General features: G+C 62.3%; 27 protein-coding genes and 1 pseudogene. 20 read left to right on the plus strand and 8 right to left on the minus strand.

The window, feature by feature from the left end:
* Nucleotides 1-182: 182 nt before the first annotated feature.
* From ACU8YE_RS10010 to ACU8YE_RS10025, 4 genes are all read right to left on the minus strand, one after another.
* Nucleotides 183-422 carry a hypothetical protein gene (locus tag ACU8YE_RS10010; RefSeq protein ID WP_392397775.1) on the minus strand — a complete coding sequence of 80 codons (240 nt, stop codon included), beginning with the start codon at nucleotides 420-422 and terminating at the stop codon, nucleotides 183-185.
* Nucleotides 423-556: 134 nt separating this feature from the next.
* Nucleotides 557-862, minus strand: a complete 306-nt coding sequence (locus tag ACU8YE_RS10015) for a panthothenate synthetase (RefSeq protein WP_440076431.1) — start codon at nucleotides 860-862, stop codon at nucleotides 557-559.
* Between the two features lie 68 nt (nucleotides 863-930).
* Complete coding sequence (locus ACU8YE_RS10020) at nucleotides 931-1,752, minus strand: PA3715 family protein (protein WP_446928619.1); 822 nt, start codon at nucleotides 1,750-1,752, stop codon at nucleotides 931-933.
* Nucleotides 1,753-1,774: 22 nt separating this feature from the next.
* Nucleotides 1,775-2,767 carry a lysozyme inhibitor LprI family protein gene (locus ACU8YE_RS10025; RefSeq protein ID WP_446928620.1) on the minus strand — a complete coding sequence of 331 codons (993 nt, stop codon included), beginning with the start codon at nucleotides 2,765-2,767 and terminating at the stop codon, nucleotides 1,775-1,777.
* 312 nt (nucleotides 2,768-3,079) lie between these two features.
* On the opposite strand from ACU8YE_RS10025, the gene ACU8YE_RS10030 reads away from it, so the two are divergent.
* The 9 genes from ACU8YE_RS10030 (at nucleotide 3,080) to ACU8YE_RS10070 (ending at nucleotide 11,461) form a co-directional block, all read left to right on the plus strand.
* On the plus strand, nucleotides 3,080-3,379 hold the full coding sequence (locus ACU8YE_RS10030) for a hypothetical protein (protein WP_260803623.1): 300 nt from the start codon (nucleotides 3,080-3,082) through the stop codon (nucleotides 3,377-3,379).
* A gap of 293 nt (nucleotides 3,380-3,672) precedes the next feature.
* Nucleotides 3,673-4,023, plus strand: a complete 351-nt coding sequence (locus tag ACU8YE_RS10035) for a lysozyme inhibitor LprI family protein (RefSeq protein ID WP_260803624.1) — start codon at nucleotides 3,673-3,675, stop codon at nucleotides 4,021-4,023.
* Between the two features lie 487 nt (nucleotides 4,024-4,510).
* Entirely contained in the window at nucleotides 4,511-4,834 is a 324-nt protein-coding gene (locus ACU8YE_RS10040; RefSeq protein ID WP_260803625.1) for an ArsR/SmtB family transcription factor, read from the plus strand.
* Nucleotides 4,835-4,845: 11 nt separating this feature from the next.
* A complete protein-coding gene (locus ACU8YE_RS10045) occupies nucleotides 4,846-5,334 on the plus strand; it encodes an ArsI/CadI family heavy metal resistance metalloenzyme (protein WP_232041452.1) in 489 nt (162 codons plus the stop codon).
* 10 nt (nucleotides 5,335-5,344) lie between these two features.
* The gene (locus ACU8YE_RS10050) at nucleotides 5,345-5,839 is read left to right on the plus strand and encodes an arsenate reductase ArsC (RefSeq protein WP_260803626.1); all 495 of its coding nucleotides are present in this window, start codon (nucleotides 5,345-5,347) and stop codon (nucleotides 5,837-5,839) included.
* A 15-nt stretch (nucleotides 5,840-5,854) separates the two neighbouring features.
* Entirely contained in the window at nucleotides 5,855-6,928 is a 1,074-nt protein-coding gene (gene arsB, locus ACU8YE_RS10055; protein WP_446928621.1) for an ACR3 family arsenite efflux transporter, read from the plus strand.
* A 259-nt stretch (nucleotides 6,929-7,187) separates the two neighbouring features.
* Complete coding sequence (locus tag ACU8YE_RS10060; RefSeq protein ID WP_446928622.1) at nucleotides 7,188-8,096, plus strand: alpha/beta fold hydrolase; 909 nt, start codon at nucleotides 7,188-7,190, stop codon at nucleotides 8,094-8,096.
* Nucleotides 8,097-8,156: 60 nt separating this feature from the next.
* Nucleotides 8,157-8,486, plus strand: coding sequence for a hypothetical protein (locus tag ACU8YE_RS10065; RefSeq protein ID WP_446928623.1), 330 nt, complete (start codon nucleotides 8,157-8,159; stop codon nucleotides 8,484-8,486).
* A gap of 749 nt (nucleotides 8,487-9,235) precedes the next feature.
* Nucleotides 9,236-11,461 (plus strand): copper-transporting P-type ATPase, encoded by a 2,226-nt coding sequence (locus tag ACU8YE_RS10070; RefSeq protein WP_446928624.1) that lies wholly within the window; start codon nucleotides 9,236-9,238, stop codon nucleotides 11,459-11,461.
* Nucleotides 11,462-11,502: 41 nt separating this feature from the next.
* Here ACU8YE_RS10070 and ACU8YE_RS10075 read toward each other — a convergent pair whose 3' ends face one another.
* Entirely contained in the window at nucleotides 11,503-11,670 is a 168-nt protein-coding gene (locus tag ACU8YE_RS10075) for a hypothetical protein (protein ID WP_440475802.1), read from the minus strand.
* 347 nt (nucleotides 11,671-12,017) lie between these two features.
* Nucleotides 12,018-12,388: pseudogene (locus ACU8YE_RS10080) on the minus strand (hypothetical protein).
* A gap of 731 nt (nucleotides 12,389-13,119) precedes the next feature.
* On the opposite strand from ACU8YE_RS10080, the gene ACU8YE_RS10085 reads away from it, so the two are divergent.
* Nucleotides 13,120-13,614 (plus strand): hypothetical protein, encoded by a 495-nt coding sequence (locus ACU8YE_RS10085; protein WP_446928625.1) that lies wholly within the window; start codon nucleotides 13,120-13,122, stop codon nucleotides 13,612-13,614.
* Nucleotides 13,615-13,701: 87 nt separating this feature from the next.
* On the opposite strand, the gene ACU8YE_RS10090 is transcribed toward ACU8YE_RS10085, so the two are convergent.
* Nucleotides 13,702-14,232 carry a hypothetical protein gene (locus ACU8YE_RS10090; RefSeq protein WP_446928626.1) on the minus strand — a complete coding sequence of 177 codons (531 nt, stop codon included), beginning with the start codon at nucleotides 14,230-14,232 and terminating at the stop codon, nucleotides 13,702-13,704.
* Nucleotides 14,233-14,441: 209 nt separating this feature from the next.
* On the opposite strand from ACU8YE_RS10090, the gene ACU8YE_RS10095 reads away from it, so the two are divergent.
* From ACU8YE_RS10095 to kdpC, 8 genes are all read left to right on the plus strand, one after another.
* A complete protein-coding gene (locus ACU8YE_RS10095) occupies nucleotides 14,442-14,801 on the plus strand; it encodes a CHAP domain-containing protein (RefSeq protein ID WP_446928627.1) in 360 nt (119 codons plus the stop codon).
* Between the two features lie 9 nt (nucleotides 14,802-14,810).
* Nucleotides 14,811-15,266 carry a DUF3828 domain-containing protein gene (locus ACU8YE_RS10100; protein WP_446928628.1) on the plus strand — a complete coding sequence of 152 codons (456 nt, stop codon included), beginning with the start codon at nucleotides 14,811-14,813 and terminating at the stop codon, nucleotides 15,264-15,266.
* 235 nt (nucleotides 15,267-15,501) lie between these two features.
* On the plus strand, nucleotides 15,502-16,299 hold the full coding sequence (locus ACU8YE_RS10105) for a TorF family putative porin (RefSeq protein WP_446928629.1): 798 nt from the start codon (nucleotides 15,502-15,504) through the stop codon (nucleotides 16,297-16,299).
* 31 nt (nucleotides 16,300-16,330) lie between these two features.
* Nucleotides 16,331-16,456 (plus strand): hypothetical protein, encoded by a 126-nt coding sequence (locus tag ACU8YE_RS10110; RefSeq protein WP_004628489.1) that lies wholly within the window; start codon nucleotides 16,331-16,333, stop codon nucleotides 16,454-16,456.
* The gene (gene kdpF, locus ACU8YE_RS10115; protein WP_037026363.1) at nucleotides 16,453-16,542 is read left to right on the plus strand and encodes a K(+)-transporting ATPase subunit F; all 90 of its coding nucleotides are present in this window, start codon (nucleotides 16,453-16,455) and stop codon (nucleotides 16,540-16,542) included. The genes ACU8YE_RS10110 and kdpF overlap by 4 nt, the downstream gene beginning before the upstream one ends.
* Nucleotides 16,543-16,561: 19 nt before the next feature.
* Nucleotides 16,562-18,334: a potassium-transporting ATPase subunit KdpA gene (kdpA, locus tag ACU8YE_RS10120; protein ID WP_446928630.1), complete on the plus strand. Its 1,773-nt coding sequence runs from the start codon at nucleotides 16,562-16,564 to the stop codon at nucleotides 18,332-18,334.
* 40 nt (nucleotides 18,335-18,374) lie between these two features.
* The gene (gene kdpB, locus ACU8YE_RS10125) at nucleotides 18,375-20,603 is read left to right on the plus strand and encodes a potassium-transporting ATPase subunit KdpB (RefSeq protein ID WP_446928631.1); all 2,229 of its coding nucleotides are present in this window, start codon (nucleotides 18,375-18,377) and stop codon (nucleotides 20,601-20,603) included.
* A 15-nt stretch (nucleotides 20,604-20,618) separates the two neighbouring features.
* On the plus strand, nucleotides 20,619-21,233 hold the full coding sequence (gene kdpC / locus ACU8YE_RS10130) for a potassium-transporting ATPase subunit KdpC (RefSeq protein WP_446928632.1): 615 nt from the start codon (nucleotides 20,619-20,621) through the stop codon (nucleotides 21,231-21,233).
* Between the two features lie 409 nt (nucleotides 21,234-21,642).
* On the opposite strand, the gene ACU8YE_RS10135 is transcribed toward kdpC, so the two are convergent.
* Complete coding sequence (locus tag ACU8YE_RS10135) at nucleotides 21,643-21,876, minus strand: hypothetical protein (protein WP_322016985.1); 234 nt, start codon at nucleotides 21,874-21,876, stop codon at nucleotides 21,643-21,645.
* Here ACU8YE_RS10135 and ACU8YE_RS10140 point away from each other — a divergent pair.
* Together ACU8YE_RS10140 and ACU8YE_RS10145 are read left to right on the plus strand one after the other, a co-directional pair.
* On the plus strand, nucleotides 21,875-24,691 hold the full coding sequence (locus tag ACU8YE_RS10140) for a DUF4118 domain-containing protein (protein WP_446928633.1): 2,817 nt from the start codon (nucleotides 21,875-21,877) through the stop codon (nucleotides 24,689-24,691). The two genes, ACU8YE_RS10135 and ACU8YE_RS10140, sit on opposite strands and share 2 nt — an antisense overlap.
* A 133-nt stretch (nucleotides 24,692-24,824) precedes the next feature.
* On the plus strand, nucleotides 24,825-25,631 hold the full coding sequence (locus ACU8YE_RS10145) for a MetQ/NlpA family ABC transporter substrate-binding protein (RefSeq protein WP_232041467.1): 807 nt from the start codon (nucleotides 24,825-24,827) through the stop codon (nucleotides 25,629-25,631).
* Nucleotides 25,632-26,166 lie beyond the last annotated feature (535 nt).

A 26,166-nucleotide genomic window follows, 5' to 3' on the forward strand; every position in this document is an offset into this window, starting at 1 on the left:
CCTGCTCCACCACCGACAGCTTAAAAGCCAGGCTGTAGTCCCGCTGCGTTCGCTTCTTTGACCCTTCCATCCTGACTCTCCTTCCTACACCCGGAAAAAGTGTCAACCTTATTCAGGACGGGTCACGCGCAACAAAAAAGCCGGTCTGCGTGACCGGCTTTTTCTTTGCTGCGTTGCGGCGCTTACTTGCCCTTGCCCGCGTGCTTGTGCTGCGTGGACTTGCCATGCTGATGCGCACGGTCTGCCGCACGCGCCTTGCCTTTATCGCGGTCCAGGCTGTCGGGGCCGTTGGTGTTGGACATGCCGTGGCTGCTCATATGTGCTGCAGAACCACCACCGGCATTGCCCTTGGCCTGCGCCGACAGCGAAACGGTGCACAGCGCTGCCATTGCCGCCGCCACCATCCATTGTGCTCGGGTCATCTGCTTCCTCCTCCTGGTTTTTGGTTCCACCGATTGTAGGGACGCACAGATGAGAACGTGCGTTTCAGTGCAACCAAACGTAACCACCATCGCGAGCGTGCAGCACTATGGGGCCAGGGCCTCTGGGTCTGACCTCATTTCCACTTGGCGCCAATCTCCGCCAACCCCGCCTGCTGCAAATCCTCCGCACTCATCACGATGCGGAACTCGCAGTCTGCGTTGAACAGCAGGAACCACGGCTCGGCCAGCGCGGGAATGTGCGAAGCCGATTCCACGTTCACGATGAGCACCGCGCCGCGATGGCCGTTCTGCTCGGTGAAGTACACCGCCTCGGGCTTGCTTTCGGCCATCACGCGCGGGATCAGCTCGGCGATGGAACCATCGCGCACGTAGGTGTTGAAGGGTTCGTGCGGGATCCGCACGTTCACAAGCATGCGCATGATTTGCCTCCTGGGTGATGGCCTAGAAGCCAGGATGAGGGCGCAGCAAATCCGGCCGCGTCTGCCCCTCAATCCAGCGGCACCAGCGCCTTCGGCACGACGTATTGCTTGCCGTCGTACGCAAGCCGGTAGGTGGTGCGTTGCGGCTTGGCGTCGTACGTCTGGCATTCGCCGGCCTTGTCGACCGTGTTGGTGGAGGAAGACTTGGTTTCCGACACCGCGATATCGGCGTAGCCGTTGTGGGTGTCCGATGTCATGTTCAGCGTGCGCTTGGTCTGCTCGAACGTGCCGGCGCAGTTGGTATCCCATTCACCGCCCCCGCTTTCCACGACAACGCCGTCCAACACCGGTTTCAATTGATTGCCCTGCACCGTGTAGAGCCACAGACCGGTCTCGCTGAACGGATTGGGCCGTGAGTCACCCTCTTTGACGATGCGCACGCCAAACGCCATCTGGCCGGGCGCGACCACATAGCGCGCGGTATCGAAGGTGACGGAGCGGATACGCACCGCATCGTCCGACATGCGCGCGGGCAGGCGCAGACGTTGCCGGATGCCGCCGTTGGCCGTGTCGAGCACGAGCAGTTCAAGGTCGCCTTCGTTACCTGCGTCAGCATCCTCCTGTTGCATCAGCGGCACCGCAATGAGCGTGAGTTCCGGGTGCGCGGGCCACGTGCGGCACACCACTGCATGCGGGTTGAACGCCTCCGACAACTGGATGCGGGCGCCGTCGACCTTGTAGCCGCTGCCCGAGCGTTTCGCAGCGGGGTACGCCCGCTTGATCGCACCTTCTACCTGCGCGGTGCAGGCGTCTTCTGCGGCGTGGACGGTTTGCGTGCCGAGCAGCAGGCCGGCAATGCACAGCAGATGAGATACGTTAGCGTGTTTCATGTTTGTTGATGGTGGCGTTCGTTCACTTCGGTATCGGCTCGTAATGCACCTTGCTGCGCCATTTGCCGTTGACGAGCGTTTCGACGGTGACTTTCATCTTGTCGCCAGGCCCCTGCGCGTCGTCAATGCGGCGCTCGACGGCAACCGGTACGTCGTGTTCAACGGCGTACACCGTGCGCTCGTGATAGCAGCAACCGCTCTTCGCCCACGTGCGCAGACGCTTGTTCTTGGCGTCCACTTCAAAGAACCCCAGCGTTTCCTGGATCAGCGCCGTCATCTCGCTGTTGGGTACGAAGCGCTGCGCCTGCGCATTGAACAGATAGATGTCGTAGCTCGGGCCGCCGTAACTGCCCTCGTTGCCGGTCTGGATGCCGAAGTCTTCTAGGCCGTCGAAGTTGAAATCACCAACGTTGATCACGCCCTGGTAGTCATAAAGGCGCGCTGAGTTGACCAGCGGCCCCTTACTTCCCTTGGGCAGCGTGACAAAGACCTTAGGCAGGTTGATGACCTGGCGCACGGCGCGCTGGCCCTTGTCATGGATGAGCAACTGGGCCGGGCCTTCGCAGGTGGTGTCCTCTTTGTCGCTTTGCGCCGGGCAGGCTTCGAGCATGCGCAGCACGAAGTCGTGCTGCTTCGCGATCGCCGTCAGCGGAAAGACCTGACCATTGACCGGCTCGCTTGGCTCCGGAAAAGCGGGTTGGGCTTCCAACTCGTCAATCCGCGTGCGGTACGCGGACTTCAATTCTTCCACGTCGATTTGGCCCGATGGCGCGCGTTGCTTCAGCCAATCGCGTTGCGCGGCCTTCAATTCACCGGTGTCGACACCGTGCTTGCTCAACGCAGCGCGGTACGTATCGGCCAGTTGGCTATCCAGCGCAGAGAGCTGCGCGTCATTGCAGATGGCGTGCTCGATGGGGCTGCGCGCAGCGGCGCAATCAAAACTGGCTGCATGCGCGGCCGCGGGCAACACAGCGATGGCAAAGGCGATTGCGGAGATGCCGCGAAATGGCGTCATTGGATAAACCCTTGGGGGCGGGATGTGAATGTGTGCGCGATTGTGCTGGGGAATTGGGCCAAGTGGTGTGCTTTCTTTCCGCCAATTGCCGTTGCAAGCATCGTTGGCGAGAACCGCAACCGCGCGAGAACGTTACGCCGACTGCGCACGATCCCAGCGTGATGGCCGCTCAACTTGGCCCATCGTTCTTGAGCCAGAGCAAAGCAAGCATGAGGGTGCCTCCTAACATGGGCTGGCGGAGGCCATGAAAGCAACGATGTTCTGCTGTCGGCGTGCCGCATCGGTTCCAGACACGTTGATAGGAGAGCAACCATGTACAGATTCATCCGCACCGCTACCGTCAAGAATGCCGCGGTGCTGCCGTCGGCATTGGCTTTTGCGGCAGAGGTCACGGCCCACCTCAACAAGGCGTATTCGCTCAACATGCGCTTCGGTGCCGAGCAGTTTGGGGGCGGCAATGTTCATTGGCACTTCGATGCCGATAGCCTCGACAAGATGCAGCAAGTGAACGAGAAACTACTGGGGGATCGGGACTACGCTGCCTTGCTCGAAAAGTACAAAGATGTCTGGGCCGAAGGCTCCATGCAGGACACCGTCGTCCGGCTGGCGTGAGACTCAAGCGCAGAAAGAATGTCCCCCTCCCGGCCCGAATGTTCGACTGACCGAGCGCTGGCCGGGCCCGCAGCGACTTCGACAGGTATTCAGCCAGTGCGGCACGGCAAGACTTTTCCTACCATGGCAAGCACCCCCGCAGCGACAACAAAACGAGGTATGCGATGGCCCTTTCTGTCTGCGCACGATGCCCGGCACAAGGCACTTACCTGCCGAACGACACACGCCATCCGGTCCGCCCTGGTCTACGTAATTTCGTAACCGCGTTATCACTCGCGGCGGCGCTGCTCCCCTTGGCCACATGGGCTGCCGACCCCGTCGACGACGCGCTGGAGCAGTGCCTGAAAACCCCACACGGCCAAACCACGGCCGGTATGACCGAGTGCACGCACACCGCGTATCAGGCCTACGACCGCCAGATGAACACGCTGTATCAGGCCGTGATGGCTAAATCCGACCCCGTATCGCGCGAGGCCATCCGCAACGCCCAGCGTGCGTGGCTGGCCTATCGAAACGCCCAGAAGACCGCCGACAACGCGCCGTGGCGAGCAGACAGCGGCTCGATGGCGAGCCCCGATATCGAAGGCCTGAACGTCGAGGCGATCCGGACGCGCATTGCAGAGCTGGAGTACTACCCGCACTAGCCGGGCGGGGGAAGACTCCACTGTGGATAACCGCCCTTCCCCCTGTGAATAACTCCAGGGACAAGCGTGTTGGTTCTCCGGGGTCAGCGTGCAGACAGCACGGGAACAACTTCCCACCGTGTCGGGAGGGCCCAACGCGATCCCCCGCACTCATCCACGCAACGGCACACGCTGTCCGATGGGTTGTCCGTTCTGCAAGCCTTTGATGTCAAAGCGCTTTTGGTACTTGTCCACAGGACTTATCCACCGTTATCTACTACTACTATCTGTATACATAAAGAAGTAAACCTATAAACCCTCTGTCGGGCATCGAGCCCGTGGCTGGGTTGTGGGCAAAGCAGCATGCAGGTTCTGGCGATGGGTGGAGCAACCACCGGACGCCACCGCCCAATCTCTCGCGCAACAGCGTCAAGTGCTCCCCAAGCGGTTCCCGATATCGCAGACTGACCGCCTTGCTGTAGCTCTATATTTCGAATATATTGGAAATATGGAAGAAAACGACGTTATCCGATCCCTCGCCGCGCTGGCCCACGGCCTGCGCCTCCAAGTGTTTCGCATGCTGGTGGTCGCAGGGCCTGCGGGCATGACGCCAGGCGCGATTGCCGAACGGCTCGACGTGCCGGGCGCCACGTTGTCGTTCCACCTCAAGGAACTGACGGCCGCGCGCCTTGTGACGCAAGAGCGTGACGGCCGCAACCTGATTTACCGCGCGGCATATGACCACATGAACGCCCTGCTGGGCTTCCTGACCGCCAACTGCTGCCAGGGCGAAGCCTGCCTGGAAGCGAGCGCCACCGACTGCAAGTGCTGAAGGAGCATCCCATGAAACGATTTCACGTCCATCTCCACGTTGACGACCTGAGCAAGAGCATCGCCTTCTACTCCAAGCTCTTTGCCGCCGAGCCGACCCGCGTGGAAACCGACTACGCCAAGTGGATGCTGGATGATCCGCGCATCAACTTCGCCATCTCCACACGTGGCAATGCCCCGGGCGTTGACCACCTTGGCTTCCAAGTCGATGACGCCGCCGAGCTGGCCGACCTGAAGGCCCGCGCCGAAGCCGCAGACATGGCACTGCTCGACGAAGGCGAAACCACCTGCTGCTATGCCCGCAGCGACAAGCACTGGATCACCGACCCGCAGGGCATCGCCTGGGAGCACTTCCATTCGCTCAGCAACATCCCCGTCTTCAGCGAAGACAAGAAGGAAGAAGCCGCCCCGGAGGCTTCTGCCTGCTGCGCACCGCGTACCCCAAAGGGCAAGCCGATCGGCATTGCCGTGAAGTCCGGCTCCGGCTCATCCTGCTGCTAAGGGCGCACGCATGACCACCAACGTCCTGATCCTCTGCACCCACAACTCCGCACGCAGCGTGCTGAGCGAAGGGATGCTCAACCACTGGGCCAAGCAACTCGGCAAAGACGTGCGCGCCTACAGCGCCGGCAGCGCACCGAGCGGCCGCCTCAACCCATTCGCACTCGAAGCCCTCACCAACGCAGGCATCGACACCACCGGCTACCGCAGCAAGAGCTGGGACGAGTTTGTTGCGGACGGCGCCCCGCAGATGCGCATCGTCATTACCGTATGCGACAGCGCTGCAGCCGAGACCTGCCCGTATTGGCCGGGCAGCCCCGTCAAGGTGCATTGGGGCTATGCCGACCCGTCAAACGCGACCGGCGGCGACGAAGGCAAGCGCCTCGCCTTTGACCTCACGCGCCAAGCAATCGGCTATCGCATGTTGCAGTTGCTGGCCCTGCCGCTCGACAGCATGAGCAATGCCGAGCTGCAAACGGCGTTGGAAGGCATCTCGCAAAACTGATCTGCACTCCGTCCAATGACTGCATCCAACGTAGCGCCGCCGACACAGGCCGTCGCCAAGCCTTCCATCAATTTCTTCGAGCGCTACCTGACCGTCTGGGTGGCTCTCTGCATCGTTGCCGGCATCGTGCTCGGCCAGGTGCTGCCTGACGTGTTTCAGCAGATCGGTCGGATGGAATACGCGCAGGTCAACCTCCCGGTCGGGTTGTTGATCTGGGTGATGATCATCCCGATGCTGGTCAAGGTGGACTTTGGCGCATTGCATGAAGTACGGCAGCACGTCAGAGGCATCGGCGTCACGCTTGTCGTGAACTGGCTCGTCAAGCCGTTCTCGATGGCGTTTCTCGGCTGGCTCTTCATCCGCCATCTGTTTGCGCCGATGCTGCCGGCAGACCAGCTCGACAGCTACATCGCAGGCCTGATCCTGCTGGCCGCCGCACCGTGCACCGCAATGGTGTTCGTCTGGAGCCGGCTGACGGGCGGCGATCCGCTGTTCACGCTGTCTCAGGTCGCGTTGAACGACAGCATCATGGTCATCGCATTCGCGCCGCTGGTCGGTCTGCTCCTGGGAATGTCCGCCATCACGGTGCCGTGGGCGACGCTGCTGACTTCGGTCGTCCTCTACATCGTCATTCCGGTGATCCTCGCGCAGATCTGGCGCAAGGTTCTGCTCGCCAAAGGCCAATCGGCGTTCGATGCAGCAATGGCGAAGATCGGCCCGTGGTCGATCGCGGCGCTGCTGGCAACGCTGGTGCTGCTGTTCGCATTCCAGGGCGAAGCGATCCTGAAGCAGCCGCTCGTTATTGCACTGCTGGCGGTGCCGATCCTGATCCAGGTGTTTTTCAATTCAGCGCTGGCCTACTGGCTTAACCGCGCGGTGGGCGAAAAGCACAACATCGCCTGCCCGTCTGCGCTGATCGGGGCATCAAACTTCTTCGAACTGGCCGTCGCGGCCGCGATCAGCCTGTTTGGTTTCCATTCCGGTGCAGCGCTGGCCACCGTCGTCGGCGTGCTGATCGAAGTGCCCGTCATGCTGCTGGTGGTGCGCATCGTCAACCAGACGCAGGGCTGGTACGAGTGCCGGACCTAGCGGTACACGTTTCAATCCGGCGGTCGGCGCGCTTGAATCGTCTGGCGGGCACTCACCCCGGCCATAACGCCTGAGGCGTCAACGCGCGCTTCCTCCTCCCCCTCTCCTTCACGCTTGCGTCACGCGCGGCGCGTACTACTCTTTACGAGGCCCCGCGCTGCCCCGTTTGCCTGCGTCGCGCACGGCCCGTACGACCTGATCCACAGGCTGCTTCCTCATCGGCCCGGCCAGCCGCCCCGCTCCCCCAAAGAGAACAGCCATGCGAAAACTGTTGGCAGCCGTCACGCTCATGCTCGCCATGACGCCCTTTGCGCAAGCGCAGGTGAAACCGTATCCGCCGGGCTTTCGGCACCAGAACATCCAGACCGACGGCGCGACGCTGTTTGTGCGCGTGGGCGGCAGTGGCCCGGCGGTGGTGTTGCTGCACGGCTTTGGCGACACGGGTGACATGTGGGCGCCGCTGGCCGCCGAGCTGGCCCGCACGCATACCGTGGTGGTGCCGGATCTGCGCGGCATGGGGTTGTCGTCGCACCCCGAAGGCGGCTACGACAAGCGCACACAGGCCGCAGACATCCGTGCCGTGCTCACCAAGCTGAACATCGACCAGGCCGACGTGGTCGGCCACGACATCGGCACCATGGTGGCGTTTGCCTATGCGGCGCGCTATCCGGACAAGACCACGCGGCTGGTCGTGATGGACGCCCCCGTGCCGGGCGTGCCGCCGTGGGAACAGATCGTCCGCTCGCCCAAGCTCTGGCACTTCTCGTTCGGCGGCCCCGATGCCGAGCGGCTCGTCAAAGGCCGCGAGCGCATCTACCTCGACCGCTTCTGGAATGAGTTTGCCGGCACCCCTTCCAAGATCGACGAAGCCACGCGCGTGCACTACGCCCGCCTCTACGCCAAGCCGGGCGCCATGCATTCAGCGTTTGCGCAATTCCTGTCGATCCCGCAAGACGCGGAGGACAACCAGAAAGCCATCGCCACCAAGCTGCCCATGCCGGTGCTCGCCATTGGCGGCGCCAAGTCGTTTGGAGAGAACGAAGCCATCGTCATGCGCAATGCCGCCACCAACGTGCAGGAGCTGGTGATTCCGGATGCCGGGCATTGGTTGATGGAGGAGCAGACGCAGGCTACGGTGAATGCGGTTATTAAGTTTTTGGCGCGGTAGCGTCGGCCTTCTGCATTTTCTTTATTGGTGTTTCACGCATCTCAACGAAAGGAGTTTCCAATGCAGCCCGTCGTTCGAGTTTCGATTCTGCGGTGCCCGCCAGAGAAGTTTGCCGAGATGCGGCAGATGATGAACGACCTCGAAGCCGTGCTCCGGCCCGGCATTGAGGCGATGCGCGGGTTGGTCGCGTTTTATGTGGGTGAGGACGAGTCGACATCGTCGCTGTCGAACGTGAGCCTGTGGACAGATCTGGACGCGGCCAAGCAACTCGATACGTTCCGACCGATGCTGGATTCGGGCAAGCCCTTTATCGACAAGGGCGGCACGTTTGAGCGGCCGATCATGAACTACCTGCCGATGTGGGAGTTGAAGCCGGTGGAGAGGGTTTGAGGCACATGAACACCACATTGAGGTTTGCCGGCTGCCTCATCCTCCTGACGGCGTGTTCGCACGCAAGCGCGCTTACGCCGTCGCCGCTGCCATCGGAGGTCAGGGCGTTCATTGAAGAACGGAAAATCTGCGACCACTTTCGTGGGGAACCATTCTAGGGAGACAGCCCGGAACAAGTGGAGCGAAGAGAATTTCTGCTCGACAGCTTTGACATCTACTGCGCCGGCACTGACAAGCGTCTCGCTGCGTTGAAGCGGCGGTACAAAGACAACCCCGCTGTCATGAGGCGGCTGAGTGAGTTTGAGGAGCGCGTTGAGTGATAGCGCGGTGCGGCTTCCCTAACGTAAAGACTGCTGTGCGGGTTGCTACGCCCGTCTGCCGTTGGTGACTCTGGAGCAAATAACACTCAAGGATGGTCATCATTTCAAACACCGGACGGCCCCTTATTGCAACCGCCTCGACCGCCGTCGTATGCATGTGGGCTTCTCTGGCGCTCGCTGCGGGCCCATCGCGCTGTAACGGCTGTGCAGCAACGCAATGCCGACTTTGATGCCCAGCATGAGTAGCGGAATGGGCGGCATGATGTCGAAGTAGGTAGATGGTCGAGTCGCGCAGTGCTGCGCTGGCGCAACGCGCACCGTTGACCCTCCCTGCATGGGAGGGTTTATCGTTTCCTGAGCACTGGAAACGCATGTTGCCCCTCAAGCTAGTGCATTTGGCAGCATGCGAACTGATAGGAGCCGATGTCGATGGAAGAGCACCGCCACATCCACGCAGCCGAGCACGATCACACGCACTCGCATGGTCGGCACGCCGGTCATCGCCTTGACGGACAAAAAGACACTGCCGTGCCCGTCCGCGCGGAGTCCACAACAGGCACCGTCTACACGTGCCCCATGCATCCTGAAATCCGGCAGGACCGCCCAGGGAATTGCCCGATCTGTGGCATGACGCTGGAGCCTGTCATGCCGGTGTTGGACGAAGAAGAGAACCCGGAACTCATCGACTTCCAGCGCCGCTTTTGGTGGACGCTGCCGCTCACCATTGCGGCGTTCATCCTCGCAATGTTCGGACACCGATACGGCTGGCTGGATGCTTCGCAGCAAAGCTGGGTCGAGCTGGTCCTGTCGACGCCCGTGGTGCTGTGGGCGGGTTATCCCTTCTTCCAGCGGTGCGCACAGTCGTTCATGCATCGCAGTCCGAACATGTGGACGCTGATCGGGTTGGGAACCGGAGCCGCATATATCTACAGTGTGGTCGCGACCGTGGTGCCGGGTGCGTTTCCTGAGACGTTCACCGAGCATGGCCGGATTGGCGTCTACTTTGAAGCGGCCGCGGTCATCATCTCCCTCACGCTGCTGGGTCAACTGTTGGAACTGAAGGCGCGGTCGCAGACGTCTGCCGCCATCAAATCACTGCTTGGCCTTGCTCCCAAGACAGCCCGGCGCATCAACGCGGACGGCACCGAAGCCGATGTACCGTTGAGCCATGTACACGTTGGCGACCGGCTGCGCGTGCGACCGGGCGAGAAGGTGCCCACCGACGGTATCGTTGTCGAAGGCACAAGCTCGCTCGATGAATCCATGATTACCGGCGAGCCCATCCCCATTACCAAGCGGGTGGGTGACCACGTCATTGGCGCGACGATGAACACGGCAGGAAGCTTGATCATCGAATCCGAGAAAGTGGGATCCCAAACCGTCCTTTCGCAGATCGTCCAGATGGTTGCGCAGGCTCAGCGCTCCAAGGCGCCCATGCAGCGCATGGCGGACAAGGTTGCGGGCGGTTTCGTTGTCGCTGTGGTGGCCGTTGCCGTGCTGACCTTCTTTGCCTGGGGCTTCTTTGGGCCGCAGCCAAGCTGGGTGTATGGCCTCATCAACGCGGTTGCCGTGCTGATCATTGCCTGTCCATGTGCGCTGGGTCTTGCCACACCAATGTCGATCATGGTGGCGAGCGGCAAGGGCGCATCGAACGGTATCTTGTTTCGGGATGCCGCCGCCATCGAGAACCTGCGCAAGGTTGACACCCTGGTGGTCGACAAGACGGGAACGCTCACCGAAGGCAAGCCTGCTTTTGAACGCAGTGTGGGCGCCAACGGTTTTGACGACGTGGAAGTGCTTCGCTTGGCGGCCAGTCTGGATCAAGGCAGCGAACACCCATTGGCTGCGGCGATTGTGGAGGCTGCCAGAGCGCGCGGACTCTCTCTGCACAAGGCGGATAACTTCGAATCCAGCAGCGGTATCGGCGTACGCGGCGCTGTCGCCGGCAAGAAGCTGGCGCTGGGTAATACGGTGTTGATGGAACAAGAACGCATCGATGCAACTCCGCTGGCCCACGCCGCAGACGAGCTACGCGCGCGAGGCGCGAGCGTTATGTACCTTGCCGCAGACGGCACGCTTGCCGGCTTGCTTGCCGTCTCCGACCCGGTCAAGCCGACAACGGCGGAAGCGTTGGCGCAACTGAAGGAAGCGGGCATTCGTGTGGTCATGGCCACTGGTGACGGCAAGGCAACGGCCAGAGCGGTCGCTGAGTCGCTGGGCATCGCCGAGTTTCATGGAGAAGTCAGGCCCGCCGACAAATTGGCACTCGTGACGAAGCTGCAAAGCGAAGGCCGGACAGTCGCCATGGCAGGTGACGGGATCAACGATGCGCCCGCGTTGGCAAAGGCCGATGTCGGTGTTGCCATGGGCACGGGCACGGATGTCGCCATGAATAGCGCGCAGGTCACGCTCGTGAAGGGGGATCTGCGCGGCATCGCACGGGCGCGGAACCTGTCCGAGGCAACGATCGCCAACATGAAGCAAAACCTTGGGTTTGCGTTTGTCTACAACGCCCTGGGCGTGCCGCTTGCCGCTGGCGTTCTCTACAGCGCAACCGGGTTGCTGCTGTCACCCATGATTGCAGCGCTGGCGATGAGCCTGAGTTCCGTTTCGGTGGTATCGAATGCTCTGCGTCTGCGTCGGCTAACTATTTAACTCCGACAGCAGTTGCCATGCTGCCGCGCCAAGCCACCGATTCAATTTTCTGGCGGAAGCTTTGCGCTCAGCCAAGCGAAGAACGTCGCCGCAACAAACGCCCAGACCCCAAGGATGAGATCGGCATAGGCCGTGCCCCCGAGCGTTGCTTTTCCACTCTGCAGTGTGTGGAAATCGATGCCATGGAACAGCGCCGTCATGAACTGCATGAACGGCTCTGGAAATGCGTACCAGACCATCTTGGCGGGGCACACAAACAGGAATTGACCCCGATCAACACGGCAGCCAATGACGTGTTCCCATGCGATACGACATTCACCGAGCCTCTTCTTGCTCGGGCCACAACTGCCGTATCCGGTCAGTCGCCGGGATCTCCGTCCCCGAGAGAGGCCGGGTCGGGAATGAAGCCGCCGCATCGGGATAGCCGTGGTTTCGTTGTCCTGATTTAGAGGCCGCAAGGCGAGCAGCCTGGGGCTTTCCTTTGGCCACAGCCGACTTCACTGCACCCTACCCGCTCCGGCATTCCCGCCCGTCACGGGAATGCATCAACCCATTGTTATTGGCCGTAGCCACGCCGCTCTATGGCGGCTAGCACATCCCACGTCTGCGGATCGACATCGCGGCCCCCCAGCGACATCGATACGTAGGCATCAATCGCATCCATAAAGCCTTTGATAAAAGCCGGCGGGAACGCGTGTGCAGAGAGGTGTTGAAGCTGCTCACGCAGCATGCCTGGGCGGCATTGGCCGTGTGTGCACATGGCGGTGCGCGTGCGCTTGAGATACGCCTGTGCTGCGATGGCGCCGTTCAGGTACGTGCGGTTCTTGGTGAGCCTGCCTGTGTCGGATGACGTGGGCGTTGGCTGGGTGGTGCTGTTGGTGGAGATGGATAAGACGCGGGGCGGTGCCCGCTTGCGACTCCGGTCATGGAACCTCCTGTGAGACAAGAGAGGCCCAGCCATTCGCTGCTACACGAGGGTGGCGGGCCCGACGACAGGGGTAGCAGACCGGCCTCACAGGAAACCGGCAGACCCGAAGGTCTCCCTGCCCGGCCCGCCGTAAAAACAATAGGCGTGCACAAGCTCCGGATGAAAAAAGCCGCGTGGCAGCGGCTATCCGGCCTGTGAGAAAGAGACGGGCTGCTACACCCGGCTGCCGTTGGTGCGGCAGCGGGGGAATTATAGCGATGGGGGGTACGCACCGGATTCTGATTTTCGTGCGTCGAGCTCCAAGCTCGGGCAGCCGAGCAAAAAGCCTCACGCGCCGAGCTCCGAGCTCGAGCAGCCGAGCAAAAAGCCCCACACGCCGAGCTCCGAGCTCGGACAGCCGAGCAAAAAGCCTCGCACGTCGAGCTCCGAGCTCGGGCCGCCGAGCAAAAAGCCTCGCACGTCGAGCTCAAAGCTCGGGCAGCGGAGCAAAAAGCCTCGCACGCCGAGCTCCGAGCTCGGACAGTCGAGCAAAAAGCCCCACACGTCGAGCTCTGAGCTCGGACCGTCGAGAACGCCTCTCGATGTGTCGAGTTGTGAAGGCCGCATCAGATCATTCTGATTCTTCGTCCGAAACTGCCTTCTGGCATTGCGGAGCCGCGCTGCAGCGGCCAATCTCCCGCCCTCGTGCCCTTGACGGCACGGCACAGCCAATTGACTTGCGAGGAGTGAAATGCCGCAGAACTTGATTTCGTATCAGCTCACGTCAGCTGACTTGGCCGCCGTCGACGGCGCGCTGAAGACGCTGGAAGACCGGCTCGCCAGCCTGATCGACCTCACCCCGGTGCAGCGCCGAACGCTGGTGAAGATGGGCGACAAGTCCGAAGCCTTCGCGCGCAAGGCCGTGGAGGTGCTGAACAACAACCCCAACGTGCTGCCCGGCAATTTCGACCTGACGGAACTGCGCCGCGATCTGGCGGGCTTCGATCAGCTACGCAGTCGCCTCATGCGCGTGGCGCGCATTCACGAACGCATGGCGGATTCGCAGTTGGCGCTGGGCAGCGATGTGATGAGCGCCACGTTGGAGGGGTACGCGTTCCTCAAGGTGGCGGGTCAGGGAGAAGGATTGGACGCGGCGCGCAAGGCGCTGGCGGTGCGGTTTAGTCGCGGGCCGCAGAAGCGAGTGGACGATGTGGTGGCTGAGCACTCTGATCCGGAGACGACCTGATGTTTGAAGCGCTGGTGCTCTTTCTGGTGGCAAGCCGCCTTGCGCGGCTTCCATGCAGTGAATCCCCCTAGGGCATCGCCCGCTTTTCTATTTCACCTTGTTTGCGAAATTCCGAATGTCCCGCACACCGTAATAGACCGCTTCCATGCGACCACCGCTATGAGCGACTTTCAACGGTGCTATGTAGGCTTGCCGAACATTCTGGAATGACCCGCTCCGACCCAGTCCGTCGAAATTCGACGCAATGCAGAAATAGTCTTTATGCGCCTTGGTGAGGATCGAATAAACCGCTTTGGAAGAGTCAATACGCGGGGGGCGATCCCTTCCGAGCGTCGTTGCTCGAGAAATCGGAACCCGCATCGCTCCAACAACGATCAGATCACGCGATCCTTTGTTCGCCGTCGCATAGCCGAAAATTTGGTCATGGCGAGCATAGGAAAAGAGCGAGTAGCCCGGAATTTCATCGTCGCTGATCGTTCCGTTGCTATCAAGCTCGCTGTATTCGACGTCCGGGCCGCTACTTTCCAGAAGCATGCAGCTTCTCACGACTGATTCTGGGATCTGAGCAAGCGCATTGAGCGAAAACAATCCGAAGAACAACGCTACCAATCGCTTCACAAATGCTCCTGAGGTTCCATGCCCGCATGTCCTAGCTTGTTGTGCATCGCCTTCACATTGCCGTTCTCGGCAAGCTGAAATAGTCACGATCAATCCCAGCTGCAAGGAGGTCTTCGACCTCGGTTGAATTTTCAGAAACGGCTCATGCATTTGCCGATGTGCACCCCGTAAAAGAGAAAGTCCTTCACCAACTTTCTCAGGAGCACGCAATGTATGACGGCATCTTGGCTGCAAACTATGCAGCAAGCAATATCGAGCCGAATAGTGTGGGCCGCTGCGCAGAATACGTGCGCAAGGCGATTGAATGGGGCGGCATTTCTTTGCAGCGCACCCGTTCCGCAAAGGACTACGGCCCATCATTGCTGGCGGCCGGGTTTCATGAGGCGATAGGCTCGCCGATGAAGGGAGACGTGATCGTGATTCAACCCGCCCCCGGGCACCCTCACGGACACATGGCGATCTACGATGGCTCGCACTGGATTTCGGACTTCAAGCAGCTACACGGTTTCTATCCTGGCCCGGCGTACAGAAGCGCCCAACCGGCCTACAAGATCTACCGCTATCACTGAGGCAAGCTCATGACCCGCTTCCTTTCCCTGCTCATGGCTGTGGTTTGCGCCGTCGCGGTTTCGTCAACGTACGCTGCACAGGCGGCCGTCTCGCAAAACACGCCCGAAGCCGCAGTCAGTTCGTTCTACACCTGGTTCATTCAGCACGATTCGGATCGAACGTATCCGCTGCGCGAGCCGGACATTGAGCGCTATGTCGCCAAAGATACGGTTGCCCGGTTGCGCAACGACTACGCGCACGCCGGCCCGCCAAATGGCGTGGACTATTTTCTGAAGGTGCAGGACTACGATAGCCGCGACTGGCTTGCCCATATGCAAGTGCAACGCGCACTGATGCTGGGCGATGTTGCAGTTGTGCCGGTCTCTTTTGGCTCGCAAGACCCAGTGCATGTGCTGGTGTTCATGAAGCGAGTGGATGCTGCCTGGAAGATCATCAAAATCGACGACACCTGGGAGTACAGGTAAGCGGCCCCCAATGGAGAAACCGGCGTCGCTGCACGGCGCCCAGGTTTCAGCAACGTTTTTACATCCTGTTTACACCCCTCCCCCCCAACCTTTACCCCGTTTTTACCCCCCTTTCCCTAATGTTGCACTGCACGCAGGCCCTGTGACGGGAGCCTGCCTGCACGCCGCATCCGGCCTCAGTTGACGCGCACCTGCGCCGGGCCGGGCGGCACCCAAAACAACAAGGGAAAGGTCCATGCAAGCCAAGGTTTCTTTGCACGCCACCGTCATGGGTGGCGTTGTCTTCTGTGCCGCAGCACTGTCCAGCGCGGCCGCTTTTGCGCAGTCCACTGACGCTGCGCCGGCCCCCGCCGCTGCACCCGCCAGCCCGTTGACGGCCAACGTCACGCTCGCCAGCCAGTACCGCTATCGCGGTCTCATGCAGACCAACAACAAGCCGGCCATTCAGGGCGGTGTGGATTACGCGCTGCCCAACGGTTTCTACGTGGGCAACTGGAACTCGTCGATCAGCTGGCTGGGGGATTCCAACCCCAACGTCTCCGCCCCCATCGAGATGGATTTCTACGGCGGCTACAAGACCGAGCTGATGAAGGACGTGCCCATTGATGTGGGCGTGCTGCAGTACTACTACCCGGGCAGCTACCCCGACGGCTACACGCGCCCGCACACCACCGAGGGCTATGCGCAGATCGGCTACGGGCCGGTCTCGTTCAAGTACTCGCATGCGTTCTCCAACCTGTTCGGTTTTGCAGATAGCCACCACAGCCAGTACTTCGATCTGTCGGGCAACTTCGACACCGGCTTCTGGGGCCTGACGCTGAACCTGCACGTGGGCTACCAGCAGGTGCCGCATCAGGTGGTGCGCACCTCGTATGCCGACTGGAAGGTGGGCGTGACGAAAGACTTCGGCAGAGGTTGGACGGCATCGCTTGCGTACATCGACACCAACGCTGCACGCGCCGCGTACACCAACACGCGCGGCAACTACATGGGCAAGGCCACCGCGCTGCTGGCCGTGACCAAGACGTTCTGACCATCACGACCTGAAGGAAAGGGGAGCGCATATGGACCTCGTTTATCTCGCCGGCCTTGCGGTGCTGGCGCTGGCAGTGGGCGGCTTGCTCGCCCTCTCCGGCCGGCTTGCCACCAAAGACCAACCGACCACGCACGCGATGGAGAAACAGCAATGACCTGGCTCTATGTGCTGTCCGGGGCCATCACGGTGGCCTTGCTGGTTTATCTGTTCGTGGCCTTGCTCTGGCCCGAACGCTTCTAACAACACTGCGAGGCACACCATGAATGCGTTCCTCCTCCAGCTGGCGATCTATCTGGTCGTGCTGCTGGTTCTGGCCAAACCGCTGGGCGCGTATATGACCGGCGTGTTTGGCGACAAGCCCTCACGTGCGCACTGGCTCAGCCCCATCGAGCGGCTGTTCTACCGCGTGGCCGGCGTCAACCCGCAGGCCGAGATGGGCTGGAAGCGCTATGCGCTGGCCATCATCGTCGTCAACGTGCTGGGCGCGCTGGCGGTGTATGCGCTGCAACGCGCGCAGCAGTGGCTGCCGCTCAACCCACAGGGCTTTGGTGCCATCACGCCGGATTCATCCTTCAACACGGCCATCAGCTTTGTGAGCAACACCAACTGGCAAGGCTATTCGGGCGAAAGCACGATGAGCTATCTCACGCAGATGCTCGGTCTGGCGGTGCAGAACTTCCTGTCTGCGGCCACCGGCATTGCGGTGGTGATTGCGCTCATCCGTGGTTTTGCGCGGCACTCGGCCAACACCATCGGCAACTTCTGGGTCGACTTCACGCGTGCGACGGTCTATGTGCTGCTGCCGCTGTCGATTCTGGTGTCGGTGTTCTTCGTGAGCCAGGGTGTGATCCAGAACTTCGACGGCTACAAGGAGGTGACCACCGTCACCGCCACCACGTACGACAACCCGAAGATGGACGCGCAGGGCAATCCGCTCAAGGATGCCCAAGGCAACCCCGTCACCGAGAAAGCCACCACGCAAACGCAGACCCTGCCGATGGGCCCGGTCGCGTCGCAGGAGGCGATCAAGATGCTCGGCACCAACGGTGGCGGCTTCTTCAACGCCAACTCCGCACACCCGTACGAGAACCCCAACGCGCTGACCAACTTCGTGCAGATGCTGGCGATCTTCATCATCCCGGCGGCGCTGTGCTTTACGTTCGGCGGCATGGTGGGCGATGGCCGGCAAGGCTGGGCCGTGCTGGCGGCGATGACGGTGCTGTTTGTGGCGCTCGCCACGTTCCTGGCATGGGCTGAGCTGCACGCCAACCCGATGCTCGCCAACCTCGGCATCGACCAGGCCGTGGGCAACATGGAAGGCAAGGAAACGCGCTTCGGCATCGTGGCCTCGTCGCTGTTTGCCACCATCACGACGGCAGCGTCGTGCGGGGCGGTCAACGCCATGCATGACTCGCTGACCGCGCTGGGCGGCTTCGTGCCAATGTTCCTGATGCAGTTGGGCGAAGTCGTGTTTGGCGGTGTGGGCTCGGGCCTGTACGGCATGTTGGTGTACGCCATCCTGGCCGTGTTCATTGCGGGCCTGATGATCGGGCGCACGCCGGAATACCTCGGCAAGAAGATCGAGGTGTTCGAGATGAAGATGACGTCCATCGCCATCCTCGTCACGCCGCTGCTGGTGCTGGTGGGCACGGCCATCGCCGTGGTGGTCACGCAGGGCAAGGCGGGCATCTTCAACCCCGGCACGCACGGCTTCTCTGAAGTGCTGTACGCCTTCTCGTCCGCCGCCAACAACAACGGCAGCGCGTTTGCCGGCCTGTCTGCCAACACGCCGTTCTACAACGTGGCGCTGGGCATTGCGATGTGGCTGGGCCGCTTCTGGATCATCGTGCCGGTGCTGGCGATGGCAGGCACGTTTGCCGCCAAGAAGCGCCTGCCCGTGACGGCCGGCACGCTGCCCACGCATGGGCCGCTGTTTGTGGTGCTGCTGATCGGCTCGGTGCTGCTGGTGGGCGCGCTCACATACATCCCGGCCCTTGCTCTCGGTCCGATCGCAGAACACCTCGCACGCTAAGCGCACGGCGAGTCGTCTACCCCATATCAACAGGTGCCTTATGGCTATCCGTTATCCCGAATCCGAACCGGCTGTGCGCACGGTCAAGCACAAGCTTGAGCCGAGCGCCGGTACTGGTACTGCTGCGGCCGCCGAGCCGCACGCACGCAGCACGCACACCACGCTGTCCGCCAAGGATGTGCGCAAGCTGTCGATGTTCTCGTCGGCGCTGGTCAAGCCCGCCATTGTCGACAGCTTCCGCAAGCTGTCGCCGCGCGCGCAGGCCAAGAACCCGGTGATGTTTGTCGTCTACGTCGGCAGCATCCTCACCACCATTCTGTGGGTCATGGCGCTGCGCGGCCAGGCCGAAGCGCCGGCGGGCTTCATCCTCGCCGTGTCGGTGTGGCTGTGGTTTACGGTGTTGTTTGCCAACTTTGCCGAGGCGCTGGCCGAAGGCCGCAGCAAGCAGCAGGCCGCATCGCTGCGCGGCATCAAGACCACGGTGCAGGCGAAGGTGTTGGCAGACCCGCATCGCCACGATGGTGCCAAATCGCGCGTAGAAGCACGCGCCGCCACCGCGCTGCGCCGTGGCGACATCGTCTTGATCGAAGCTGGCGACATGGTGCCCGGCGACGGCGAGGTCATCGAAGGCGTGGCCTCGGTGGACGAAAGCGCCATCACCGGCGAATCTGCACCGGTCATCCGCGAATCGGGCGGGGATTTCTCGTCCGTGACGGGCGGCACGCGCGTGCTGTCGGACTGGATCGTCGTGCGCATCACCGCCAACCCCGGTGAGAGCTTCCTCGATCGGATGATCTCGATGGTGGAAGGCGCCAAGCGACAGAAAACGCCCAACGAGCTGGCGCTGACGATTCTGCTGGTGAGCCTGACCATCATCCTGATGCTGGCGACCGTCACGCTGCTGCCGTATTCGCTGTTCTCGGTGGAGGCGATGAAGGCCGGCTCGCCGATCACGATTACGGTGCTCGTTGCGCTGCTGGTGTGTCTGATCCCGACCACCATCGGCGGGCTGCTCTCCGCCATTGGCGTGGCGGGCATGAGCCGCATGATGCAGGCCAACGTGATCGCCACCTCGGGCCGTGCAGTGGAAGCCGCCGGCGACGTGGATGTACTCCTGCTCGACAAGACCGGCACGATCACGCACGGCAACCGCCAGGCGTCGCGCTTCATCCCTGCGCCGGGCGTGACGGCCAAGCAGTTGGCCGAGGCCGCGTGGCTGTCGTCGCTGGCCGATGAAACACCGGAAGGCCGTAGCATCGTCACGCTCGCGCGCAACCTGGGCGAGGCGTCCATCGATGAAGCTGCACTGGCGAAGACGCAACCGGTGTACGTCGCCTTCTCTGCGCAGACGCGCATGAGCGGCATCAACGTTGGGCACAACGGCGAGGCGCGCCAGATCCGCAAGGGTGCGGCCGATGCGATTCGCACGCATGTGACGTTGCTGGCTGGCAAGTTTCCCGATGCCGTGTCGACAGCCGTGGATGACGTCGCGCGCCAAGGCGGCACGCCGTTGGTGGTGTCCGACAACGACCGCGTGCTCGGCGTGGTGGAGCTGAAGGACATCGTGAAGGCCGGCATCCGCGAGCGCTTTGCCGAGCTGCGCCAGATGGGCATCAAGACGGTGATGATCACCGGTGACAACCGCTTAACCGCGGCTTCCATCGCCGCTGAAGCCGGCGTCGACGACTTCATTGCCGAAGCCACGCCCGAGACCAAGCTGGCACTCATCCGCGAACAGCAGGCGCAGGGCCGCCTTGTTGCCATGACCGGTGACGGCACCAACGATGCCCCCGCGCTGGCACAGGCTGACGTGGCCGTCGCCATGAACAGCGGCACGCAGGCCGCCAAGGAGGCCGGCAACATGGTCGACCTGGATTCCAGCCCGACCAAGCTGATCCAGATTGTCGAGATCGGCAAGCAGATGCTGATGACGCGCGGCTCGCTCACCACGTTCTCGATCGCCAATGACGTGGCGAAGTACTTCGCCATCATCCCGGCCGCGTTCGCGACGACGTATCCGCAGCTCGCCGCGCTGAACGTGATGCACCTGGCAACGCCGGCATCGGCCGTGATGAGCGCGGTGATCTTCAACGCGCTGATCATCGTGTTCCTGATTCCGCTGGCGCTCAAGGGCGTGAAATACCGCGCGCTGGGGGCGGCTGCGCTGCTGCGCCGGAACCTCTTGGTCTACGGCCTGGGCGGCCTGCTGCTGCCCTTCCCGGGCATCAAGATCATCGACATGTTCCTGGCCGCAATGGGCTGGGTTTAAGGAAGGAGTGCATTCATGGCAACCACAACACAAAACGTGCAGGCCGATGTGCCGCAACAAGGTGGGCTGCTGCGTGCGGCGCTGGTAGTGTTCGTCGGGCTGTCGCTCATTACCGGTGTGTTGTATCCGGTGGTGGTGACGGGCATTGGCAAGGCGCTGTTTCCGGCGCAGGCCGGGGGCTCGATCATTGAGCGTGGCGGCAAGGCTGTTGGGTCTTCGTTGATCGGGCAGAACTTTGATACGCCGGAATATTTCTGGGGGCGGATCTCGGCGACTGCACCGAACCCGTATAACGCGCAGGCTTCGGGTGGTTCGAACTTTGGGCCGAGCAACCCGGCGTTGACTGATGCCGCCAAGGCGCGGATTGCAGCGCTGAAGGAAGCGGACCCGACGAACACTGCGCCGATTCCTGCTGATCTTGTGACGGCTTCTGCTAGCGGGCTGGACCCGCAGATCAGTCCGGCTGCTGCTGCGTACCAGGTGGAGCGGGTGGCGCGGGCGCGGCACATATCGGTGGAAGTGGTTCAGCGGGTTGTTGCTGAGAACACCAAAGGGCCGATTCTTGGGGTGTTTGGGGAGGCTACTGTGAATGTGTTGGAGTTGAATTTGGCGTTGGATGGGTTGAGGTGAGGTTTGTGGACCACCGGGTTATGTGTTGGTGGTCCATCCCCCTTTCGTTCCCTGCCGGGACCGACTTACTTTTCTTTGTCTTGCCAAAGAAAAGTAAGCAAAAGAAAGGCGCGCCCGAGATGGCGACACCCCCTTGGATTTGTGTCGCGGGGAGGGAGGGGAGGCAAACTCGCTGCGCTCAGACAGGCCTCCCCTCTTTATCCTCCCCGCAACAAAAATCCAAGGCGCCATCTAGGGCAGGAACGTCAAAGGCCAAAACGGTGGTTTGCGTGGCCTGTCGGAGGCTCGTTTGTTGCGGTGTGCTGCTTCGCTTCGCTCGCGGTCTCCACCCACTCTTGCTGCTTTGCCTCGCGCGTTGCTGTGCACCCACTGCGGCGCTTGTGCTTCGACGGTGTGGCCGTACCCTGCCCTAGATGGCGCCTTGAATTTCTGTTGCAGAGAGGAAAAAGGAAGGGAAACTGTCTGAGCGCAGCGAGTTTTTCCCTTCCCCTCTCTGCGACATAAATTCAAGGGGAAGTTGCCATCTCGGGCGCGCCTTTCTTTGCTTACTTTCTTTGGCAAGACAAAGAAAGTGAGTCAGCCCCGGCAGGGGATGAAACAAGGGATAGACCACCAAGTCCCAAAAACCCAAAATACGCAACATGCCAGAAGCCGCGCGCCCGAACCCCGACCAACTCTTAGCCGAACTCCAATCCGGCCAAGAACAGTCCGCCCGCGGCAAACTCCGCATCTATTTCGGCGCCTCGGCCGGCGTAGGCAAAACCTACGCGATGCTGGCAGCGGCAAAGGCCGCCCGCGCCGCCGGCATCGACGTCATCATCGGCCTGGTCGAAACCCACGGCCGCGCCGAAACCGCCGCGCTGGTCGCCGACCTTGAGCACCTTCCCACCCGCCAAGTCGAATACAAGGGCCGCACGCTGCCCGAGTTCGATCTCGATGCCGCGCTGGCGCGCCGGCCCGCACTCATCCTCGTCGACGAGCTTGCCCACTCCAACGTGGCAGGCTCGCGCCACCCGAAGCGCTGGCAGGACATTGAAGACCTGCTCGCTGCTGGCATCGACGTCTGGACCACAGTCAACGTCCAGCACCTCGACAGCCTGAACGAGGCCGTCGGCAGCATCACCGGCATCCGCGTGTGGGAAACCGTGCCGGATGCGGTGTTCGATGCCGCCAACGAAGTCATCCTCGTCGACCTGCCCGCCGATGAACTGCTGCGCCGCCTGGCCGAGGGCAAGGTCTACATGCCCGAGCAGGCGCAGCACGCGGCGCGCAATTTCTTCCGCAAGGGCAACCTCATCGCGCTGCGCGAACTCGCCCTGCGCCGCACCGCCGATCGCGTCGACGATGACGTGCAGGCCTACCGCCGTGCGCGCCGCATTGAAAACGTCTGGCGCACCCGCGAGACCGTCGTCGCCTGCCTGGACCCGCAGGGCGATGGCGAGCAGGTCATCCGCAGCGCCGCGCGCCTGGCTGCGCAACTGGAGTGCGACTGGCATGCCGTGGCCGTGGTGATGCCGCATCTGCGCGCCGCCGATGCGCGCGCCGAGCGCCTGCACGCGTTGCTCAAGCTGGCCGAAGACGCGGGTGCGCGTGTGGAAACGCTGGCCGGCACCAACGCCGTCGAGGCGATCACCGGCTATATCCGCCGCCACAACATCACCAAGGCGGTGATCGGGCGGCCGCCGGAGAAGCGCTGGCGATCGGCGCGCGCCATCGTGGTTGCGCTGCGATTGGCGATCGGGCTGGAGCGCCGCCTGCCGAGCGGTGACTTTGCCGAAGCGCTGGCCCGGCAGTGCCCCGAGGTCGACGTGATCCGTGCGGCGGCGGACCCGGCGCATATCCAGCTGCCGCCGCGCGCGGCGGACATTGGCCGTGCTGACGTGCGCAGCGAGGCGCAGCGTGTGGCCGATGCGCAAGCCAGTTGGCTCAAGCCGGCTTATGTGGCCGCGTGCGTGTATGTGGGCGTGGCGACGGCGCTGTCCAGCCTCGTGCGGCCAGTGTTCGACCTGGCCAACATCGTCATGCTGTTCCTGGCCGCCGTGGTGGCGGTGGCGATGCGCCACGGGCGCGGGCCGGCGGCGCTGGCATCGGTGCTGTCGGTGGCGCTGTTCGATTTCTTCTTCGTGCCGCCACGATATTCCTTTGCCGTGAGCGACGTGCAGTACCTGCTGACGTTTGCGGTGATGCTGGCCGTGGGCATGCTGGTGGGCCAGTTGACGGCGGGCTTGCGTGAGCAAGCCGAGGTGGCGGTGCAACGCGGGGCGGCGGCACATGCGCTGTATGAGGCCGCACGGGAGTTGTCCGCCGCGCTGACGCTGGACCAGATCGTCAGCATCGGTGGGCGCTTCGTCAACGCGACCTTTGGCGGGCGCTGCGCGTTCTTCTTCGTCGGACTCGATGGACGGCTTGGTGCGCCGCAAGTCGCCAAGCCGGAAGGCAGCACCGATGCACCGTCCGGCATGCCGAATCTTGACCGCGTGCTGGCCGATTGGACGTATCAACACGGCCAGCCTGCCGGCACGGGCACGCATACGCTGCCGTCGGGCTCGGTGCTGTATCTGCCCTTGAAGGCGCCGATGGCGATTCGCGGTGTGCTGGCCGTGGAGCCCGAAACCTTCCACGTGCTCGCCCAGCCCGACAACCGCCGCCAGATTGACGCCTGCGCCACGCTCATCGCCATTGCCATCGAGCGGGTGCATTACGTGGAAGTGGCTCGCGATGCCCTGGTGCGCATTGAATCGGAGCGGCTGCGCAATTCGCTGCTGGCTGCGGTGTCGCACGATTTGCGCACGCCGCTCACCGGGCTGGTGGGGATGGCGGAGACGCTGCTGCGCGCGCAGCCGCCCTTGCCCGCGCTGCAGGCCGAGGCTGCGGCCGCCATCGGCCAGCAGGCGCAGCGCATGCGCACCATGGTCACCAACCTGCTCGACATGGCGCGTCTGCAGAACCAGGACGTCAAGCTGCGGCTGGAATGGCAGTCGATCGAAGAGCTGGTTGGGGCGGCGCTGCAGGCGAATCCGCTGCCCGATCATCGTGTGGTTGTGGATCACCTCGCGGCCCTGCCGCTCATTCGCTGCGATGGGCCGTTGATGGAGCGCGTGCTGTCGAATCTGCTGGAGAACGCGGGCAAATTTGCGCCGGCCGGCAGCGAGGTCCGCATCTCCGGCGAGATCGTCCACGACGAAGCACGTGGCGACGAACTGCGCCTGCGTGTGCGCGACCACGGGCCTGGCGTGCCGGCGGGCTCGGTGCGCACCATCTTCGAGAAGTTCACGCGCGGCGAGAAGGAATCGGCCACCACCGGCGTCGGCCTGGGCCTGGCGGTGTGCGAGGCCATCGTCAGCGCGCATCACGGCAGCATCTGGGTGGAGGCACCGGCCGATGGCGGTGCGTGCTTCGTCATCGCCCTGCCCGCCGCCGAGCCGCCGCCTGTGGAAGACGCCGAGCCCCTCGCCTAGCCTGCACCGTTGTTGGGCATATGGACATGCCGAAAATGTTGTTCGGTTACGTTCGCCGCTATGACAGGATTTCGTCACACGCCCGCTACCCGCGGGCGGATTTCATTCACGACAAGATCCACGAGGTTTCTCCATGTCTTTGTTCTCCCGCCTTGCGCGCGTGGCCGTACCGGCCATCGCCTTTGCCGTCGCCACCGCCGCCAACGCCGACACCAAGCAGATCAAGCTCGGCACCATGAGCGGCCCCGATGCGCAAATCTGGGAAGTCGTGCAGAAGGTCGCCAAGAAGGACGGCCTGGACGTCAAGATCATCGAGTTCAACGACTACGCCCAACCCAACCCCGCGCTCGATTCCGGCGACCTGGACGCCAACGGCTTCCAGCATCAGCCCTTCCTCGATGGCCAGATCAAGGCGCGCGGCTACAAGATCGTCAACGTGGGCCTGACCTACGTGGCGCCGATGGGCTTTTACTCGAAGAAGATCAAGTCGCTCGCGCAGCTCAAGGAAGGCGCCAAGGTCGGCATCCAGAACGATCCGTCCAACGGCAACCGCGCGCTGCTTCTGCTGCAGAAGGCGGGCGTGATCAAGCTCAAGGCGGGCGCCGGCACGAACGGCAACAATGCGACACCGCGTGACGTGGTCGAGAACCCGAAGAAGATCAAGCTGATCGAGCTGGATTCGGCGCAGCTGCCGCGCTCGCTGGATGACCTGGACGCCGCTTCGATCAACACCGACTACGCGGTCAAGAACGGCCTGACGCCGGCCAAGGACGCCATCGCACTGGAAGATCGCCAGGGGCCCTATGCCAACCTGATCGCCGTGCGCGAAAAAGACAAGAACCAGCCGTGGGTGAAGACGCTGGTGCACGCCTACCAATCGGAAGACGTGCGCAAGTTCATCGACACGCAGTTCAAAGGCGCGATCCTGCCGGCGTTTTAAGCAGCAGGTGCTAAGTCAGCGGTTACTTTCGCGGATTGTCCCGCGAGTGAGGCGCGGCAGGTCTGGAGCTGGAAGAGTTTTTTAGCGCGCCGCGTTGTTTTGCTGCGCTGCGTCATCGTGTGACAGATGCAATCGTTTTCGTCACGCGTGGCGTTGCGGCAACGCTTGTAGCTTCTCGTTACATTAAGTAGTTCTACGTTATTGCAACGCAACAAACGATTCGCTATAGTAGGAACTGTCTCCTCCACCCTCCTTGGTGGATTGTGGCCCGAGCACCTGGTGCTCGGGCTTTTTTCTTTGGTGCGCGGCTTTTGCTGTTCTTCTGGCCGCCTTGCATCTCAGCCGGTTCCGGCTACCCTGAATTCTCGATTTTTCTGCGCGTTTTGCTCAGCGACGTTGCCCGATAGCAACGAGCGAGGATTTTTCAAGCGTGCGCTTCGAGTCGCCCCTCGAACACCTACACGTCTCTCGGTAGGAAAAAGGCAAAGCGCTGCTTGAATCACGTCAACGCGTCGAATGTGCGCGTAACCGCCTG

It is taken from the genome of Ralstonia sp. VS2407 (assembly GCF_052950655.1).